This is a genomic window from Loigolactobacillus jiayinensis, assembly GCF_003946445.1.
Lineage (GTDB): Bacteria > Bacillota > Bacilli > Lactobacillales > Lactobacillaceae > Loigolactobacillus > Loigolactobacillus jiayinensis.
Genome location: NZ_RHOF01000126.1, coordinates 1 through 1,154, shown reverse-complemented (window position 1 = coordinate 1,154; position 1,154 = coordinate 1). Strand labels below are relative to the sequence as shown.

1 protein-coding gene is annotated in these 1,154 nt (G+C 47.3%); it reads right to left on the bottom strand.

Annotated features, from left to right (window positions below; all coding sequences use genetic code 11):
- Nucleotides 1–56: 56 nt before the first annotated feature.
- A complete protein-coding gene (locus tag EKM80_RS14780) occupies nucleotides 57–1,082 on the bottom strand; it encodes an IS30 family transposase (RefSeq protein ID WP_125551024.1) in 1,026 nt (341 codons plus the stop codon).
- Nucleotides 1,083–1,154: the final 72 nt, after the last annotated feature.

Genomic DNA, 1,154 nt, shown 5'->3' with positions numbered 1-1,154 from the left:
CCCAAATTGTCAAATCAAGTGCAACAGTATCGACCTATTCTTATAAATTGGTATAGTTAATCATCTAAATCAATGAATAGTTCACTGGCGCAGTTGTAGTTCAAGCTCCGACGTGGCCGGTGGTTAAGCGCGTCTTGGATTCCTTGGAGCTCAGTGATCGAGATTTCATGGATTGACTTACCTTTGGGAATGTATTCCCGGATCAGACCGTTCTGGTTCTCATTGGTGCCACGTTCCCACGGCGAGTAGGGGTGGGCAAAATAGACGTCAGGTCCAATAACCTGGCTAAGTTGGGCGAACTCACTACCATTGTCGAAGGTGACGCTTTTAAAATATTCAGCGCCATAGTCGTCAATCGTATTCTGTAGTCCTTGTAGGCATGTGGTCGCGTGGTAATCAGGCAACTTAAGGATGATCTCATAGCGACTGACCCGTTCGGTTAGGGTCAGTAATGCAGGTTCACTTTCCACGCGTTTACCTTTGACCAGATCGCCTTCCCAATGACCAAGTACTTGGCGTTCGTTGATCTCAACTGGCCGTTCTTCAATCGATTGACCTAATATCCGCTTGTTCAATCGATCATGGTGCCTGCCCGGGCGTTTTAGTCGTTGACTGAGTTTCTTTGGTAGATCAGAATTTCTAAGCTCAGTGGCCCCGCGATCGATATAGCGATAGACGGTTGAAGTACATGGACATGATAATTCTGGATAGTGGTTTTTAAAGTAGTGAACAAAGCTGTCGACACTATGGACCCTTGGTCGTTGCCGCAGTGCAACCGTCAACTTGGCGAAGAACTGTGGACTTTTAGCTAACATACCGATTGGCCGACTGTTCGCGCGCTGCTTCTTTCGGATAGCTTGCCCAGTTTCGGCGAAGTAGGCTTGATAGGACTTATGGTTAGGGCCAATTTGAGTGGTCAGACCGCGCCGTAATTCGCGACTGATGGTGCTGGGACTGCGGCGGACGATCTCGGCAATCATACGGATAGATAAGCCTTGGTTATGCAAGACCTCGATTTGACCACGCTCATCAAATTGTAGTTGTCGATAATGGCTAGACATGGTACTCTGGGATTGGGTCATGAAGGCACCTACTCTCTTATTTTCTTGGCGATTATAAGAATAGGTCTTCATGGCCTTTTTGTCTATAGTTGG

Bases quoted from the DNA above. Each gene is read 5' to 3' on its own strand.
- EKM80_RS14780 (WP_125551024.1), bottom strand. From the start codon at position 1,082: ATGACCCAATCCCAGAGTACCATGTCTAGCCATTATCGACAACTACAA.